Genomic DNA, 16,204 nt, shown 5'->3' with positions numbered 1-16,204 from the left:
ATGAAAATAAAGATAAATATTGATGAAAGTATAAAAGAAACTAACATAGTTATAAATACAAATAAAATAGATAAAGAAATTGAAAATTTAATTAAATTATTAGAAACAGAAAATAAAAATAAATTTATAGGTATAAAAAATGATAAAAAATATTTAATAGAAAAAAGAGATATAATTAGATTTTATGCACAAGATAAAAAAGTTTATTTAACAACAAAAAAAGATGAGTATATAGTAAAATACAAAATATATGAATTAGAAGAGATGTTAAATCCAAAAGAATTCATAAGAATTTCTAATTCAGAAATTATAGCAATAAATGAAATAAAAAAATTAAATTTAAATTTTTTTGGTAGTATACAACTTGAAACTAAAACAGGTATAACAACAACAGTTTCAAGATCATATTTAAAAAATTTCAAAAACTCAATAGGATTATAGGAGGTTAAAATGTATAAAATAATAAAAAATATATTTCTTAACGGATTAATAGGTATAGGTATAGGTACTTCAATTGCTTTTATGTTTTCTAAAGATAGATTGTTACTTGCAGATCCAGAATTTATTAGCAAGTTTCCAAATGAAATGTATGCAACAAAAGTTTCACTAATATTATTTGCAATAATAGGTATTACGTCAGGTCTTTCTTCTGAAATATATAAATTAGAAAACATTTCATTATATAAAAAAACTATTTATCACTTTATTTCAACTTTTTTTACTGTTTCTAGTATTGGATATTATTTTGGTTGGTTTAAAGCTGAAAATTTTATATTTTTCATAATAATTTTCATAATTATATACTTAATTATATGGATATTTAGCTACATATACCAAATAAAAGAAATAGAAAGAATTAATAAAAAATTGAAGTAGGGGGAAATATGAAATTAATCTTAGCAATTTTTAAAAAAATATTTTTAATCATCATAGTATTATTTACTATAATAACACTATTAAGAATATATAATAACTATAAGTATAAAAGTGAAACTTCATCTAATAAAAACCTAGAAGATTTGTATAATAAAACTATAGAAAATGTAACAGTTAAAAAAGTTGACTTTAATACTTTCCAAGGTTTTCATCTAAAACCTACAGAAAAAAAATATAAAGGGATAGTAATTACATACGGAGGTTCAGAAGGAAGCCCCAATTTTTGGGAAGCCGAAAGAATTGTAAAAGAGGGCTATGAAGTATTAGCTGTTTTCATGTTTGGACAAAAAAATCAACAAAAAACTTTAATCAATATTCCACTTGAACAATTTGAAGATGTACTAAAATATATAGAAGAAAATAATATAGATAAGAATCCAATTACAGTATTAGGTGCCTCAAAAGGTGCTGAATATGCTCTAAATTTAGCTAATAAATATGAAGATATATCTAATCTAATATTGTTAGCACCTTCTGCATATAACTTTTCAGGTCTAGATTTTGAAAAAAATGGTTCATCATGGACTTTTAAAGATGAAGAACTTCCATATATAGATACACAAAAAGTTCCTTTTTCAGTTATATTAAAAGATATAATAATACCAAGAATTATATCTTTACCTATATCTTTTAGTAATCTATATAATAAAGCTATAGAAGTTGATACTAATGCAACAACAAAGTTAATTCCAATTAAAGATCTTAAGACTAATATTCTAATAATAACTGGGGAAGATGATAAATTATGGGATAGTTACAATATGTCTTTAAAAATAAAAAAACAAAAACCTAGTGTTATTTTAAAAACATATAAAAATGCAGGTCATATATTCGAAGGTAATGGTATTATTAATATAGGAAATATGAAACTTAGAACCGGTGGTAATATTAAAGATAATGAAAATGCCCAAAAGGATAAAGTTAAGCATATTTCTGAATTTTTAAAATCTCAACATAATAAATAAAAAAGAGGTAATACCTCTTTTTTATCTAAGTAAACTATCTTGTAATCTCTTTTTAGTTCCAAGTATATCTTGATCTTCTTTTTTCTTAGCTGCTATTGCCTCTTCAAGTTTTTCTTGTTTAATTTTCTTATATTCTTCTTCACTTTCTGCTAGCATAGCTTCTTCTGCCATAACAGTTACATAATTATGATTAACTTCTAAAAAACCACCACTAATATAGTAAGTCTTTTCTTCTTCTGATGTTCTTAAAAGCATTAATCCTTCACCAAGAGAGCTCATAAAGTTAGTATGATTAGGTAAAATTCCAATATCTCCCCTTATAGTTCTAACTTTAATATATTTAGTTTCTTTTGATAAATATTCTATCTTTTCTGGAGTTACTACTTTCAATGTAAAAAAATCTTTTTTTTCCATAATTAATCCCCCATTAAATCTTTAGCTTTTGCTACTGCTTCATCAATAGTACCTACATATAGGAAAGCTTGCTCTGGAAGTTCATCATGTTTACCATCTAAGATTTCTTTAAATCCTCTAATAGTTTCACGTAATGTAACATATTTACCTTTCATACCTGTAAATTGTTCAGCAACTGAGAATGGTTGAGAGAAAAATCTTTGAATTTTTCTTGCTCTACTTACTATAACTTTATCTTCATCCCCTAATTCATCCATACCAAGTATTGCTATTATATCTTGTAATTCCTTATATCTTTGTAATACTTTAACAGTTTCTCTTGCTACTTTATAATGTTCATTGCCAACAATTTCAGCTTCAAGTATTCTTGAAGTTGAAGCAAGTGGATCTACTGCTGGATATATTCCTAAAGATGCAATTTGTCTTGATAATACTGTTGTTGCATCTAAATGTGAGAATGTAGTTGCAGGAGCTGGATCTGTTAAGTCATCTGCTGGTACATATACTGCTTGTACTGATGTAATAGATCCTTTTTTAGTTGATGTAATTCTTTCTTGTAAAGCTCCCATATCTGTTGCTAAGTTAGGTTGATAACCAACTGCTGATGGCATTCTACCAAGTAATGCTGAAACTTCAGATCCTGCTTGAGTAAATCTGAATATATTATCTATGAATAGAAGTACATTTTGACCTTCTTTATCTCTAAAATATTCAGCCATAGTTAGAGCTGAAAGAGCAACTCTTAATCTTGCACCAGGTGGTTCATTCATTTGACCATACACTAGTGCTGTTTTATTAATAACTCCACTTTCTCTCATTTCGTTATATAGGTCTCTTCCTTCTCTAGTTCTTTCTCCTACTCCAGCAAATACTGAAAGTCCACCATGCCCTTTTGCTATATTATTAATCAATTCTTGTATTAATACAGTTTTACCTACACCTGCACCTCCAAAAAGTCCTATTTTCCCTCCTTTTAAGTAAGGTGCTAGTAAATCTACTACTTTAATTCCAGTTTCTAATATTTCAGAATGAGTTTCTTGTTCTTCAAAAGATGGAGCTTTTTTATGTATAGAATGTCTTTCTTCTGTTATTAATTCTTCTCCATTATCAACTGTTTCTCCTAAAACATTAAAAATTCTACCTAAAGTTTCTTTTCCTACAGGAACTTTTATAGGCTCTCCTGTATCTATTACATCTATACCTCTTTTTAATCCATCAGTTGATGTCATAGATACCGCTCTAACAACATTATTACCTAAATGTGCTTGAACTTCTGCTACTATTTTTTTCCCATCTTCGTAGTATATTTCTAAGGCATTAAAGATATCTGGTAAGGCATTTTCAAATTTTGCATCTATAACTGGTCCTATTATTTGAACCAATTTACCTTTATTCATCTTATTCCTCCTATTTTATTGCCTCTGAACCACCAACAATTTCTGATAGTTCTTGAGTTATTAGACTTTGTCTAATTCTATTGTATTCTAAAGTTAATCTATTTATTATTTCTGTTGCACTTTCACTTGCATTTTTCATAGCTGACATTCTTGCTGAGTGTTCACTTGCAGAGTTTTCTAACAGCGCTTGATATAATTTATTATTTAAAAGTTTAGGTAAAAATTCTACTAAAACTTGATTTTCATCTGGTTCAAATATATATCTTTTATCCTTTACTTCTTCACTTTCTTTTGATATTTTAAGCCCTGTTGGTCTTGAAAATGGTAATATTCTTTCTTCAACTAAATTATAGTTAATTACCGAAACAAATTTTGAGTATATTAAATATACTTCATCATATTGATCTGAAAGATAGAAGTCAACTATATCTTCACTAAGTATTTTAGCTTTAGAAAACATAGTCTCAGGGATAAGTTGTATGTATTCTGCATCAACATCAATATTTCTAGTTTTACAATAATCTCTAGCTTTTCTACCTATAGAAATTATAGAAACATTTTTTCCTTCTTTTTTAAATCTTTTTATCATTTTATCCATTTTCTTTAAAGTATTTGAATTAAAAGAACCACAAAGTCCTCTATCAGAAGTCATAACGACTATACCAACATTTTTTACTTCTTTTTTACCTTCAAATAATATGTTATGCCTATTACCCATGTGATTTAATAAATTATATAAAGCATACTCTAATGATTTTTCATATTCTCTTGTTTTAAAAGTAAGTACCTGAAATTTTTTAAACTTTGTTGAAGAAACAATATTCATAGCACTAGTTATTTGTTTTGAATTATTAATGCTACTAATTCTAGCTTTAATTTCTTTCATATTAGATGCCATATGTTTCTCCTTTCATTAATGTACATAATCTTTTTTAAATGTTTTTATAAAGTCTTCTAATTCTTCTTCTATTTCTTTAGTTAAAGTTTTTGACTCTGCTATTTGTTTTAAAATATCTGAAGTTGAATACATACTTTGTAATAGTTCTTCTTCAAAATTTCTCACATCTTCAACATCTATATCATCAACATAACCATTAGTTACAGCATAGAATGAAACTACTTGTTCTTCAACAGGCATAGGAGAATATTGTTTTTGTTTTAAAATTTCCATTATTCTTTCTCCACGATTTAATTGATCACGTGTAGCCTTATCTAAATCTGAACCAAATTGTGCAAATGCTAATAATTCAGTATATTGTGCAAGTTCCATTTTAACTCTACTTGCTACTTGTTTCATAGCTTTTATTTGTGCAGATCCTCCAACCCTTGAAACAGAGAATCCCGCATTGATAGCTGGTCTAAATCCTGAATTAAATAAGTCTGTTTCTAGGAATATTTGTCCATCTGTAATTGATATAACGTTAGTAGGAATATATGCTGATATATCTCCTACCTGTGTTTCAATTATAGGTAGTGCAGTAATAGATCCTCCACCTAATTCATCTGATAACTTAGCTGCTCTTTCAAGCAATCTTGAATGTAAATAGAATACATCTCCAGGATATGCTTCACGCCCAGGTGGTCTTTTTAATAATAACGACATTTCTCTATAAGAAACAGCATGTTTAGATAAATCATCATATATTATTAATACATGCTTTCCTTCTTCCATAAAATATTCAGCCATAGCTACTCCTGCATATGGTGCTAAATATTGTAACGGTGCAGGTTCACTTGCAGTTGCAGCAACTATAGTTGTATATTCCATAGCACCTGCTTCTTCTAATTTTCTTTGAATTGCAGCAACAGTAGATCTTTTTTGACCTATAGCTACATATATACAATAAATCCCTGTTTCTTTTTGGTTTATTATTGTATCTATAGCAATAGCAGTTTTACCTGTTTGTCTATCACCTATTATTAATTCTCTTTGTCCTCTTCCTATTGGAATCATTCCATCTATTGCTTTTATTCCTGTTTGTAAAGGCTCTGTAACTGGTTTTCTATCTATAATTCCTGATGCAACTCTTTCAACTTGCATATATTTATTCGCAACTATCATACCTTTACCATCTATAGGTTCCCCTAAAGAATTTACAACTCTTCCAAGTAAAGCTTCTCCAGCAGGAACTTCAGTAATTCTACCTGTACCTTTTACTACATCCCCTTCTTTAATCCCTCTTGTGTCTCCTAGTATTACAGCTCCAACAGAATTTTCTTCTAAATTAAGAATCATACCTGTTGCTCCATTTGGAAATTCTAAAAGTTCTCCTGCCATAGCATTATCTAATCCATAGATTCTTGCTATACCATCTCCTACTTCTACAACAGTTCCAACACTTGAAACATCTATTTTCTTTTTATAATTTTCAATTTCTTGTCTAATTATATTACTAATTTCTTCTGGTTTGATTTTCAAATAAAACACCTCCTCAATTTAACGTTTTAATTCTTTAATTTGAGTCTTAATCGAACCATCTATTACATCATCGTTAATTTTTATTATTCCTCCACCTATTAAGTCTTTATCAACTTTATAGTGTATAACAACTTCTTTTTGTTTCATCTTTACAAGTTTTTTTCTTAATTTTTCCTTTTGATCAAAAGATAATTCTTTTGGAAATATTGCTGTTACTATTAGTTTTTTATGAGCTTCATAATATATTTTACTATATTGTTCATTTATTTCTTTAATGTGTAATAATCTGTCTTTTTCTATTAAATAATCTAGAATTTCTAAAGGACCATTTTTTATATCCTTATATATTCTATTTACTAAATCTTTTTTTTCTTCTTTAGTTATTATTGGATAACTAAGAAATTTTTTAAAGTCATCATCATGTTCTATATGCTCAAGTATTACATTAAGCATTTCAAACACTTCAAAAACTTCATCTTTTTCTTCAGCAACATTATATATTGCCTCTGCATATCTTCTAGATATAGAAATATTATCCATACTATTCACCTACTTCATCGATAAACTTATCAATACTCTTATCAATTATTTCTGGGTTTTTTTCTATATTTTCTTTAATAATTTTTTCGGCAAGTTCTGTTGCCATTTGACTCATTTCTTTTTGTAATTGTTCTTTAATACTTTCTCTTAATTTTAATACTTCTGATTCTGCACGCATTATCATTCTATCACGAGTTAACGTTGCATTATCAAGTATTTGCTCTTTTCTTTCATCAGCTTGTCTTTCGGCTTTTATAATAATATCATTAGCACGTCTTTTAGCTTCTTTTCTAAGTTTTTCATAATTTTGTTTTTGTTCTTCTAATTTTTCTCTTTCTTCTTTTACTACTTCAAGTTCTTTTAAAGCAATTTTTTTTCTTTCTTCTATTACTTTACCAATTTTTTTATAGAAATATTTATGAAAAACATAAACTAATATAAAAAAGTTAATTATTTGAACTATCATTAATATATCAATGGTAATTAAATTATTATTTTGTTCCATAACATTCCACCTTTATTATCCTTTTATTAAAGCTAAAATAAGTGCTATGATTAATGCAAATATTCCTGTAGACTCTGTAATCGCACACCCTATGAATAATGTTGCCATTACATCATTTTTTGCTTCTGGCTGTCTTGCTACAGCTTCTACTGCTGCCGCAGTTGCAAGTCCTTGCCCTAATCCTGCTCCTATTCCTCCACAAGCTGCTATACCAGCTCCTAATAATGCTGCTGCTTTAATTATTGATGCATCCATTCTAATTTCCTCCTAATATTTTATTCTTCTTCCTCTTCCCCAATTAACATTTGTTTTACATACACAGATGATAAAACTGTAAATACAAATGCTTGTAAAATTCCTATAAAGAAATCTAAATATACTTGTAATATATTTGGCCATCCTACCGCAAAACTAAAACTTCCCTTTAAAATATTATTAGTAATACTTGGAAAAATATCTTTTACTGCTAGTCCATAAACTAGAGACATAATAACAAGTCCTGCAAACATATTACCAAATAATCTCATAGATATATTTATAGGTTTTGCAAATTCACCAATAATATTTATTGGTAACATAAATACAAATGGTTGTGATAATTCTTTAATAAATCCCATTACACCCATTCTATATATAGCAGCTCCAATAAATATTACAAATACTACTATCGCTATACCCACTGTTGTATTCATATCAGCAGTGGCAGTCCTAAAGAAAGGTTTAATAAGTATTCCATGTTTTGTTTTCTTCCACATTACTACAAAAGGGAATAAGAACATAGATACATTTAATAATAAGATCATAGAAAACATTGCTGAGAAAAACGCTGCAAATTTTGATTTGTATTTTCCTAATCCCTCTAAGAATGAATTATTAATAAAGTTATAATATTCTTCAAGTACTAATTGGAAAAATCCAGGATTTTCTACACTAATATTTCTAGTTCCTAAAATCAATATTATTATAATCACTAACATAATAGCCCATGTATTCATTACAGTTTGATTAATATTTAATAGATATTTACCTATAGGTATACTAAAAAAAACTTCTGGTGGTTCAATAATAGCATGGGGTTTTTCAAATGCTACTGGAAAGAATGTTGAAATTAGAGAAAGTAATAAATTAACTCCAACAAGCATTAGTAACATTAATCCTAGCCATTTATATAAACTATTCTTCTTTGACAAATGTACCAGCTCCTTTCTTTATAATTTCAATTTAAAATAATTTATAGCCTGTAATACTAATCTAAATGAAATAAATCCAAATCCACAAGAAAGCATAGGGTAAATAGGATCTAAATTAAAAAATTTAATACAAATTCTATATACAAAATAAAGAGCCAATATATATATTCCATACCTTTTCGTAGAGTCTATAAACATTGTGGCCCTATTCCCCTTTAAATATACTATTTTATTCACTGTATAAAGCAGCATTAAATTTGATATTATAGATATAAATATTCCAAAAGATAAAGACAATAAAATTATATTTATCTTTATTAATCCAATGAAAAAAACTAATATTGATATTATTAACAATAATTTTATTATTTTTTTTATATCATTACTAATATTCAAAAACATTGTTCCTCTCCTTAAATTATTACATATATTCATAATACCACTTTGAAATAGACAAGTCAATATTTTTTTTATTTTACATTTATTAATTATTGATAATATTAAGTGATACTATACCATTTAAAGATTTAAAACATTTTAGATAATCTACTTTATCTAAATTTAATGATAGTATATGTTCTTTATTAACTGTAAGACTTAAAAAAGTTATTTCATTACTTAAACCAGTTGCTGGATTAATATCATCAAGTATTCCGTCAAATATTATAGTATTAACTAAATTATTATCATTTCTAAATACTTTATCAACTACTCCTAATACTGTACCGTATATTAATTCAGTGTAAGCTTCTTTTAAAGCTTTATCACTAATATATGTTCTATTAAAATCTTTTTTTGTTGTAACATAAGTAACATTTTTTAATGTAGGTATTACATCTTTATTTGGTAATACATAATTAATAGTTAAAGTCTTATCAGATTCATTATATGCTACATTAAAATCCCAACCCATATCTATTGGATATTCCATATTATCTAGTAGCAATTCAAAATGCTTTTCTACACCCTCTTTTTCTCCATCTAAATATTTCTGATGTAAACTACCTAGATTATTATTATATTTCTCTCTATCATTCTCAAATTCTATTTTTTTTCTTTCCCATTCTAACATTTCTTTTTTATATTGCTCTAGGATATTATCATTTTTTTCTTTAATTTTCTCAACTGAATTTTCCCAAACCTTAACATCATCTTCATATTGTGCCTTATTCTTATCTTCAAATGATGAAAAAAGTTTACCCATAATACTTGATTTATATTCAGGCTTTAAAGGAAGTTTTTCCAAAATAGGTTCAACTGGTTTTTCTATATTAAATTCTATATCATTTGTATCCTTTAATATATCAACCTGTCCAACTATTTCTATCTCTTGGTGTATTCTCATCAATTTTTCTCTTAATTCTATTGCTTCATTTTTTTCATCTTCTGCAATATCTTTATAACTATTTATTTGCATTCTTTGTTCAGCTTTTTGAATAGCTTTCATTTCTCTTTTTTGTTTTTTCTCCATTCTTTTACTTTCTCTTTGAATGGTTCTACTTATTCTTTGGACATCTCTTATTATACCAAAAATACCACTATTTCTTGCCATTATTCCTCCTTATTTTTTTAGGGAACCAAGATATTACCCTATTTACTTTACTTATATATTTAATTTATTCCTCTCCATATTTATCTAATAACCATTTTTCTTCTGTATTTATCATAAGTATAGTTAAAATTATATAGAAAACAAAAGGAAATATAAATAATATATAGTTATTAAGCCACATAAATATTGCAGTAAATATTAAATTGAATGCTGAATATATAGGATTTCTAACTATAGAATATCCTCCATCTGTATGTAAAATATAATTAGATATCTTTTCAGTTATTTTTTTTACTGTTACTGCATATATCGATAATATTATACCACCAATCATCAAAAAAAAGCCTAATATATTAAAAAATATTTTTTCATATCCCATATTACCATAATTAATATAGCCTTTAAATTTAAATATTATAATTATAGATGTAACTATAAAACAAAAAATCACATAAAAAGGTCCAACTCAAAATATTGGTAATTTTTTCATATATATCAACTAAAAAAAGTGTAAGAACATGTCTTACACTTTATATATTATTCAAAATGTGCTTCTTTTTTTAGTGTAGGGAACATGATAACATCTCTAATTGATGATGAATTAGTAAGTAACATTACTAATCTATCTATTCCAATACCTAGTCCTCCAGCAGGTGGCATTCCATATTCTAATGCTCTGATGTAATCTAAATCCATTTCCGTAGCTTCATCATCACCATTTTCTTTTGCTCTAACTTGGTCTTCAAATCTTTCTTTTTGATCTTTAGGATCATTTAATTCTGAATAAGCATTTCCATACTCTCTTCCTGTAATGAATAATTCAAATCTATCCACCCATTCAGTTTCACCTTTAGAATTTTTAGAAAGTGGTGAAATTTCTTTAGGATAATCTGTAACAAATGTTGGATTAATTATAGTATGTTCTACTTTTTCTTCAAATAATAAGTTTAAAATACCAAATTTAGTATATGTTTTATCTTTATCTAAATGTATTCCTAATCCTTTTGCAAATTGTACAGCTGATTCATCTGTAGTATTTTCATCCATAACAAATCCTGTCTGTTCTTTAACTATTTCTCTCATAGTTACTCTTCTCCAAGGTTTTACCATATTAATCATTTTATCTTCATAAGGTATTTCATAAGTTCCATATAAATGATAAGTAAGTGATGAAATTAAATCCTCAGTTATATTCATCATATCATTGAAATCTCCATATGCTTGGTATAATTCCATCATAGTAAATTCTGGATTATGTTTAATAGATACACCTTCATTTCTAAAGTTTCTATTAATTTCAAATACTTTCTCAAATCCTCCAACTAATAATCTCTTTAAGTATAATTCTGGAGCTATTCTTAAGTACATATCCATATCTAATGCATTGTGATGAGTTGCAAATGGTCTTGCATTTGCTCCACCTAAGATTGGGTGTAACATAGGAGTTTCAACTTCTATAAATCCTTTTTTCTCTAAATAAGTTCTAAAATATCTTATTATTTCAAATCTTTTTTTCATAGTATCCATTACTTCTGGATTCATAACTAAATCTACATATCTTTGTCTATAACGCATTTCAATATTTTGAAGTCCAGAGAATTTATCAGGTAAAGGTCTAATGTTTTTAGATAAAATTTCTAAATGACTTGCTTTTATAGTTATTTCTCCAGTTTGAGTACGGAATAATTTACCTACTACTCCAACAAAGTCTCCTGTTGCAAGTCTTTTAAATGTTTCATATTCCTCTTCACCAATTTCATCTTTTTTAGCATATATTTGAATTTTCCCTGTTGGATCTTGTATATGTGCAAATCCATTTTTACCCATTCTTCTATATGATACTATTCTTCCTGCAGTTTTAAATTCCTTTTCTGAATTTTCATCAAAAGTTAAAATAGTTCCTACTTCATCTTGTTTATCAAAATGTCTTCCATAAGGCTCTATACCTAAAGCTTTTAACTCTTCAACTTTTCTATATTTTTCTTTCATTACAAAGGTTTCATTAACTGCATTTTCTTTATTTTCCATTTGGACATCCTCCTATAAGTTTATTTTAACCTCAAAACTTGAAATTAAATTCTCTACATCTTTATCACTATATATATTATATATTATTTTTATTTCATTATCTGCTCTATGTATTAATTTTGTTAAAATATATATCCTCATTTCTAGACCATCCATTTTTATTATTGAATTAGTTAGTCTACCTTGTATATATTTTTGTACATATTTTATTTGACCTTTTTTTTCTAAAGTAATTTTATCATCTTCAAATTTCCAAATATATTCTTCTAAATTGTATATATAACTCAATTCATTATTTATATATTTAAAATTTATGTTACTTATTCTACTAATTTCATTAGTAAAATTATCTTTAATTTCTATATACATTAATCTTCAAATTCCTCATCATCAAATAAATCATCTAGGAATGTATCTATTTCTTCATCATCTTCATCAGAATAATCGTTTAATAATTCCATATCATCTTCAATATAGTTATCCTCTAGTTCATTATCGTCATTAAAGCTAGATTCATAATCATTATATTCATTTTCTTCATACCATTCGAATCCTTTTTCATCCATTTTATATGATTCTTCCTGGAAATTATCTAAAATACTTTCTTCTTCATCCTCATCTTCTACTAAGAATAAATCTTCATCCTCATAATAAAAAACTTTTTTTATTCCATATTCATTTTCACAAATTAAATACTCTATTCCTGAATATGGAAATTCACCTATACACGTAAAATATTCTAAACTGTCATTTACATCAAATTCAAATTCATCTCCAATAGTATACATTTCAACTCCTCCTATTTATGATATTTTATATTATTTTCTATACATATTGCTCTATAAACTTGTTCTATTAATATTAATCTCATTAATTGATGTGGAAATGTCATCTTTGAAAAGCTTAGCTTATATTCCGAAATATTTCTAACCTCATCATTAAATCCATTAGAACCACCTATTATAAAGTTTATAGTACTATATTCTAATTTTAAGTCAACTATCTTTTTTGATAATTTTTCACTAGAAATGTTTTCACCTTTAATATCTAGTAATATATTATACCCTATATTTTTATTTATGGTATCAATAATTAACTTAGATTCTTTATTAATTGCCATATCAATATTATTATCAGGTTCTTCTTTAAGTTCAATTATATTTAATTTAATATACTTTGATAGCCTTTTTTTAAATTCATCAATACCATCACATATATATTTTTCTTTAATTTTTCCTACACAAATTATATTAATTTTTAACATTAATTTCCCTCTCACTCAAGTTTATATATCATATATATTAAGAAAAGTCAAGTTATTTTACACGTCCAAACATTTTGTCTAAATCATATTTAGAAATTTTAGAAATAATTGGTCTACCATGAGGACAAGTATACTTTCCTACTTCATGTAATCTTCTTACCATATTTTGCATTTCTTGCATATTCAATCTTTGACCAGCTTTAATTGCTCCCTTACATGACATAGATATTATTATTTTTTCTCTAATATCCCCTACTTTATTATTATTCTTCAAATCATTAAGTATATTTTCAAAAATATTAGTAATACTTTCTCTAAAATTAAAGTTAGGTACTGCTCTTAATGCAATTTGATTATTTGAAATTTCATCTATTTCAAATCCTAATCTTTCAAATATTTCTATATTATTAAATATAGTATCCTTATCCACTGGACTAATATCAACAACCTCAGGTAATAATAAAATTTGAGAACTAATATCTTTTTTTTCAAAACTAGACATTAATTCTTCATAAAGTAGTCTTTCATGTATTATATGTTGATCATATATTTCTAAATTATCATCTCTATTTACAAGTATGTAAGTATTAAATATTTGACCTAGTATTTCATAATGTTTTTCTTCTCCTTCTTTTTTTTCAAAAAAAGGTTTCATATATTCTACTTTATTTTCTATCTTTTTATCTTCTACAATTTTTTTCTCTACAATTTCTTCCTCATAAAAAGGGTTTTCATATAACAATTTTGTTTCTTTTACTTGAAGTGGTTTAACTCCAAGTTCTTCTTTACTAAATATATTAATAGGTATATATTCACTTTTTTCAACTTCTTCCACTTTATTTTCAACCTTAGGTTTTAAAGTTGGCTGCCATGATTTTCTATCAAATTCATAAAAGAAATCTTCTATAGTTTTCTTAACATCATTATATACTATTTTTTCATCAGAAAATTTAATCATTTTTTTACTTGGATGTACATTTACATCTATTTCCTTAGGATTTACATTATACATCAATATTACAAAAGGATATTTACCTTTCATCAATTTAGTATAATAAGCATCTATAACTGCCCTATCAAGTAAATTAGATTTAACATATCTTCCGTTTACATATGTAAATATATACTCTTTAGAAGATCTTAAAATTTCTACATTACCTAGATAACCATATTCAAATTTTTCTAAATTTTTTAGTACATTTTTACCAAACAATTCAAATATTGTACTTTCTATACCATTACCTGTAGTTTTTAAAGTTTGTTTTCCATCTATAAATAAATTAATACTTACATTAGGATTTGCCAGAGCCTCTTTTAATACTATATCCTTAATCTTGCCATATTCAGTGCTTTCTTTTCTTAAAAACTTCTTACGTGCTGGTGTATTATAGAAAAGATCCCTTATTTCAATTTCTGTACCTGTAGTTCTTGAAAAATTTTCATATTTTCTAACAACACCACCATATGCATTAATTATTGTACCTAATTTATCATCTTTTGTTTTACTTGACATTGAAAGTTTTGATACTGCAGCAATAGATGCAAGTGCTTCTCCCCTAAACCCATAAGTCCTTAAATTAAAGATATCTTCTTTAGACGATATTTTTGATGTAGCATGTCTTTCTATACTTAATAGAACGTCTTCTTTACTCATACCTTTACCATTATCAGATATTTTTACATAACTTCCACCATTTAATACTTCTATTTGTATTAATGTAGATTCAGCATCCAATGAATTTTCAAGCAATTCTTTTATCATACTTGCTGGATTTTCAACGACTTCACCCGCTGCTATAATATTAGAAATACTATCATCTAAAATTTTAATTAAAGCCATATCATCACTTCTTTCACATTCATTATTTTAGTAAATAATACCATAAATATAGAAAATAATAAAGTAAAATTTATACTTGACAAATATATAAAAAAGTTATAAAATATATCTAGTTAGATATATTGGTGGAGGTAAATAAAAATGAAAAAAATATTATTAATCAATGGTTCAATAAGAAAAGAATCATTCAATCAAGAAATCTTAAATTATGTTAGTGAAAAAGCTTTAGAAAAAGGATATACTGTTGATCAAGTTGATTATTCAGAAGTTCCTTTCTTTTCTCAAGATATAGAATTCCCTACACCAAATTCAGTAGAAAAAGTAAGAGCTAAATTTGAAAACTCTGATATAGTTTGGATAGCTACTCCTGAATATAACGGAAGTGTTCCAGGGGCATTCAAAAACTTATTAGATTGGGTTTCGCGTCCAGTAGTTCAAGGTACATTTGGTGCACCAGAATTTGTTAAAGGAAAAACTACAGTAATTTCAGGAGCTGCAGGGAGATCTCAAGCCGCTTTAGTTTTAGAAGAATTAAACGGATTATTAACTCGTATGGGATTAAATGTTTTAGAAGAAAGAGTTGGTCTTGCATTAGGTGAAGCATTCACTACTGGTAAATTTATACTAAGTGATGAACAAAAAGAACAAATTAATAAAGTAATTGAAAAATTATAAAAATATTGTTATAATAATGGGGCGAGGGTATTCGGAATAGTGATACTATATTTTTGGGCTTTACTTCTTGGATAAGGAGCTGTCCCTGTTAATGTATGCTTAAGGAAATCACGAACTGACATAGAGCTTTTACGGATCTTATAATACTATAATATATGGCTACCACGTTTTATTTTTAAGGCGACCAATCCTAATCACTCCGGTATCTTGGCAATAAAAAAGGGGCTGTTCCGAAATAAACAGTCTAAATAAACAAAAAAAGCCAGAAATAAAGCTGGCTTTTTTTGAACTAAAAACACGCATAAACATTGATAAAATCACTGTTTTATGGTATAATTAGTTATGCTAAAAATACAATTAAATAGTATCACAAACACAAAAGAAAATCAACTTTTTGAAGTAAATAATTACAAACATTTTGAATTTGATGAAAATTCTCCTGTAATTCTTCTTAACAAGCTAGCTAAGGAACTAGTTTT

20 protein-coding genes are annotated in these 16,204 nt (G+C 26.4%); 4 read left to right on the top strand and 16 right to left on the bottom strand.

Annotated elements, in window-relative coordinates; genetic code table 11:
• Genes AYC60_RS02710 through AYC60_RS02700 form a run of 3 tightly spaced genes read left to right on the top strand, consistent with a single transcriptional unit; the run spans position 1 to position 1,901 of the window.
• A complete protein-coding gene (locus AYC60_RS02710; protein WP_067320987.1) occupies positions 1 to 441 on the top strand; it encodes a LytTR family DNA-binding domain-containing protein in 441 nt (146 codons plus the stop codon).
• A gap of 9 nt (positions 442 to 450) precedes the next feature.
• Entirely contained in the window at positions 451 to 876 is a 426-nt protein-coding gene (locus AYC60_RS02705) for a DUF3021 domain-containing protein (RefSeq protein WP_067320985.1), read from the top strand.
• A gap of 8 nt (positions 877 to 884) precedes the next feature.
• Positions 885 to 1,901, top strand: a complete 1,017-nt coding sequence (locus AYC60_RS02700; RefSeq protein ID WP_067320982.1) for an acyl-CoA thioester hydrolase/BAAT C-terminal domain-containing protein — start codon at positions 885 to 887, stop codon at positions 1,899 to 1,901.
• 21 nt (positions 1,902 to 1,922) lie between these two features.
• Here the strand turns inward: AYC60_RS02700 and atpC are convergent, their stop codons facing one another.
• The 16 genes from atpC to mutL all read right to left on the bottom strand — a co-directional run bounded on the left by atpC (position 1,923) and on the right by mutL (position 15,050).
• Positions 1,923 to 2,315 (bottom strand): ATP synthase F1 subunit epsilon, encoded by a 393-nt coding sequence (gene atpC / locus AYC60_RS02695; protein WP_067320979.1) that lies wholly within the window; start codon positions 2,313 to 2,315, stop codon positions 1,923 to 1,925.
• A 2-nt stretch (positions 2,316 to 2,317) separates the two neighbouring features.
• The gene (atpD, locus tag AYC60_RS02690) at positions 2,318 to 3,712 is read right to left on the bottom strand and encodes a F0F1 ATP synthase subunit beta (RefSeq protein ID WP_067320977.1); all 1,395 of its coding nucleotides are present in this window, start codon (positions 3,710 to 3,712) and stop codon (positions 2,318 to 2,320) included.
• A gap of 10 nt (positions 3,713 to 3,722) precedes the next feature.
• A complete protein-coding gene (gene atpG / locus AYC60_RS02685) occupies positions 3,723 to 4,610 on the bottom strand; it encodes an ATP synthase F1 subunit gamma (RefSeq protein WP_067320974.1) in 888 nt (295 codons plus the stop codon).
• Positions 4,611 to 4,625: 15 nt separating this feature from the next.
• Positions 4,626 to 6,131, bottom strand: coding sequence for a F0F1 ATP synthase subunit alpha (gene atpA / locus AYC60_RS02680; RefSeq protein WP_067320971.1), 1,506 nt, complete (start codon positions 6,129 to 6,131; stop codon positions 4,626 to 4,628).
• A gap of 18 nt (positions 6,132 to 6,149) precedes the next feature.
• Positions 6,150 to 6,671, bottom strand: a complete 522-nt coding sequence (gene atpH, locus AYC60_RS02675) for an ATP synthase F1 subunit delta (protein ID WP_067320968.1) — start codon at positions 6,669 to 6,671, stop codon at positions 6,150 to 6,152.
• 1 nt (position 6,672) lies between these two features.
• On the bottom strand, positions 6,673 to 7,176 hold the full coding sequence (atpF, locus tag AYC60_RS02670; RefSeq protein ID WP_067320965.1) for a F0F1 ATP synthase subunit B: 504 nt from the start codon (positions 7,174 to 7,176) through the stop codon (positions 6,673 to 6,675).
• A gap of 15 nt (positions 7,177 to 7,191) precedes the next feature.
• Entirely contained in the window at positions 7,192 to 7,431 is a 240-nt protein-coding gene (atpE, locus tag AYC60_RS02665; protein ID WP_066901074.1) for an ATP synthase F0 subunit C, read from the bottom strand.
• A 20-nt stretch (positions 7,432 to 7,451) separates the two neighbouring features.
• Entirely contained in the window at positions 7,452 to 8,366 is a 915-nt protein-coding gene (locus AYC60_RS02660) for a F0F1 ATP synthase subunit A (protein WP_231724617.1), read from the bottom strand.
• Between the two features lie 18 nt (positions 8,367 to 8,384).
• Positions 8,385 to 8,768 (bottom strand): hypothetical protein, encoded by a 384-nt coding sequence (locus tag AYC60_RS02655; protein ID WP_067320963.1) that lies wholly within the window; start codon positions 8,766 to 8,768, stop codon positions 8,385 to 8,387.
• Between the two features lie 82 nt (positions 8,769 to 8,850).
• Positions 8,851 to 9,918, bottom strand: a complete 1,068-nt coding sequence (locus AYC60_RS02650) for a hypothetical protein (RefSeq protein ID WP_067320961.1) — start codon at positions 9,916 to 9,918, stop codon at positions 8,851 to 8,853.
• Between the two features lie 64 nt (positions 9,919 to 9,982).
• Positions 9,983 to 10,369, bottom strand: a complete 387-nt coding sequence (locus AYC60_RS02645) for a methyltransferase family protein (protein WP_197416935.1) — start codon at positions 10,367 to 10,369, stop codon at positions 9,983 to 9,985.
• A gap of 86 nt (positions 10,370 to 10,455) precedes the next feature.
• On the bottom strand, positions 10,456 to 11,946 hold the full coding sequence (gene lysS, locus AYC60_RS02640; RefSeq protein ID WP_067320959.1) for a lysine--tRNA ligase: 1,491 nt from the start codon (positions 11,944 to 11,946) through the stop codon (positions 10,456 to 10,458).
• A 12-nt stretch (positions 11,947 to 11,958) separates the two neighbouring features.
• Positions 11,959 to 12,315, bottom strand: coding sequence for a DUF1934 family protein (locus AYC60_RS02635; protein ID WP_067320957.1), 357 nt, complete (start codon positions 12,313 to 12,315; stop codon positions 11,959 to 11,961).
• The gene (locus tag AYC60_RS02630) at positions 12,315 to 12,734 is read right to left on the bottom strand and encodes a hypothetical protein (protein WP_067320954.1); all 420 of its coding nucleotides are present in this window, start codon (positions 12,732 to 12,734) and stop codon (positions 12,315 to 12,317) included. The genes AYC60_RS02635 and AYC60_RS02630 overlap by 1 nt, the downstream gene beginning before the upstream one ends.
• A gap of 11 nt (positions 12,735 to 12,745) precedes the next feature.
• Positions 12,746 to 13,210: a 23S rRNA (pseudouridine(1915)-N(3))-methyltransferase RlmH gene (locus AYC60_RS02625; RefSeq protein ID WP_067320952.1), complete on the bottom strand. Its 465-nt coding sequence runs from the start codon at positions 13,208 to 13,210 to the stop codon at positions 12,746 to 12,748.
• Between the two features lie 52 nt (positions 13,211 to 13,262).
• Complete coding sequence (gene mutL, locus AYC60_RS02620) at positions 13,263 to 15,050, bottom strand: DNA mismatch repair endonuclease MutL (RefSeq protein ID WP_067320949.1); 1,788 nt, start codon at positions 15,048 to 15,050, stop codon at positions 13,263 to 13,265.
• A gap of 141 nt (positions 15,051 to 15,191) precedes the next feature.
• Between mutL and AYC60_RS02615 the strand changes: the two genes are divergently transcribed.
• On the top strand, positions 15,192 to 15,725 hold the full coding sequence (locus tag AYC60_RS02615; RefSeq protein ID WP_067320947.1) for an NADPH-dependent FMN reductase: 534 nt from the start codon (positions 15,192 to 15,194) through the stop codon (positions 15,723 to 15,725).
• Positions 15,726 to 16,204 lie beyond the last annotated feature (479 nt).

Origin of the sequence: Streptobacillus felis (assembly GCF_001559775.1) — a bacterium.
Classification (GTDB): domain Bacteria; phylum Fusobacteriota; class Fusobacteriia; order Fusobacteriales; family Leptotrichiaceae; genus Streptobacillus; species Streptobacillus felis.
Note: the sequence above shows the minus strand (reverse complement) of the source record. Positions and strands in the feature narration are given on the sequence as shown.

What these genes read in the sequence shown, in the direction of transcription:
- AYC60_RS02710 (WP_067320987.1), top strand. Translation starts at nt 1, where the DNA reads ATGAAAATAAAGATAAATATTGATGAAAGTATAAAAGAAACTAACATA.
- AYC60_RS02705 (WP_067320985.1), top strand. Translation starts at nt 451, where the DNA reads ATGTATAAAATAATAAAAAATATATTTCTTAACGGATTAATAGGTATA.
- AYC60_RS02700 (WP_067320982.1), top strand. Translation starts at nt 885, where the DNA reads ATGAAATTAATCTTAGCAATTTTTAAAAAAATATTTTTAATCATCATA.
- atpC (WP_067320979.1), bottom strand. Translation starts at nt 2,315, where the DNA reads ATGGAAAAAAAAGATTTTTTTACATTGAAAGTAGTAACTCCAGAAAAG.
- atpD (WP_067320977.1), bottom strand. Translation starts at nt 3,712, where the DNA reads ATGAATAAAGGTAAATTGGTTCAAATAATAGGACCAGTTATAGATGCA.
- atpG (WP_067320974.1), bottom strand. Translation starts at nt 4,610, where the DNA reads ATGGCATCTAATATGAAAGAAATTAAAGCTAGAATTAGTAGCATTAAT.
- atpH (WP_067320968.1), bottom strand. Translation starts at nt 6,671, where the DNA reads ATGGATAATATTTCTATATCTAGAAGATATGCAGAGGCAATATATAAT.
- atpF (WP_067320965.1), bottom strand. Translation starts at nt 7,176, where the DNA reads ATGGAACAAAATAATAATTTAATTACCATTGATATATTAATGATAGTT.
- atpE (WP_066901074.1), bottom strand. Translation starts at nt 7,431, where the DNA reads ATGGATGCATCAATAATTAAAGCAGCAGCATTATTAGGAGCTGGTATA.
- AYC60_RS02655 (WP_067320963.1), bottom strand. Translation starts at nt 8,768, where the DNA reads ATGTTTTTGAATATTAGTAATGATATAAAAAAAATAATAAAATTATTG.
- AYC60_RS02650 (WP_067320961.1), bottom strand. Translation starts at nt 9,918, where the DNA reads ATGGCAAGAAATAGTGGTATTTTTGGTATAATAAGAGATGTCCAAAGA.
- lysS (WP_067320959.1), bottom strand. Translation starts at nt 11,946, where the DNA reads ATGGAAAATAAAGAAAATGCAGTTAATGAAACCTTTGTAATGAAAGAA.
- AYC60_RS02635 (WP_067320957.1), bottom strand. Translation starts at nt 12,315, where the DNA reads ATGTATATAGAAATTAAAGATAATTTTACTAATGAAATTAGTAGAATA.
- AYC60_RS02630 (WP_067320954.1), bottom strand. Translation starts at nt 12,734, where the DNA reads ATGTATACTATTGGAGATGAATTTGAATTTGATGTAAATGACAGTTTA.
- AYC60_RS02625 (WP_067320952.1), bottom strand. Translation starts at nt 13,210, where the DNA reads ATGTTAAAAATTAATATAATTTGTGTAGGAAAAATTAAAGAAAAATAT.
- mutL (WP_067320949.1), bottom strand. Translation starts at nt 15,050, where the DNA reads ATGGCTTTAATTAAAATTTTAGATGATAGTATTTCTAATATTATAGCA.
- AYC60_RS02615 (WP_067320947.1), top strand. Translation starts at nt 15,192, where the DNA reads ATGAAAAAAATATTATTAATCAATGGTTCAATAAGAAAAGAATCATTC.